Consider the following 326-nt stretch of genomic DNA (forward strand, 5'->3'; position numbering starts at 1 on the left):
GTTTCATTATCACAATCATCCGATACCGTATAGATTACAGTAATAGTACCACCAGCTCCACAAGTAGAAGTAAGGTTTGTAAATACATAATCGGAAGTTACATCAAATACAGCATCTGCATCACAGCTATCTGTACCACAAGATTGAAGCGCTAATATATTAGCAGCATTCCAATCGTTAGCAATGGTTTCATTATCTGTTCCATTACATTCTATAGTTTCATCTACAACCGTACAAGCAGTAAGGTCTGGACCGATAGAATCTTCAAGGGTAAGTGTCGCAGTCAGTGTAGTTTCATTATCACAATCATCCGATACCGTATAGAT

The 326-nt window shown here is 37.7% G+C and carries 1 protein-coding gene; it reads right to left on the reverse strand.

Features of this window, described 5'->3' with window-relative positions:
• A partial coding sequence (locus ACVC3Y_RS00035) for a hypothetical protein (RefSeq protein WP_452225703.1) occupies window positions 1-326 on the reverse strand: 326 nt, incomplete at both ends.

The sequence above is a fragment of the Lacinutrix cladophorae genome (assembly GCF_053604645.1).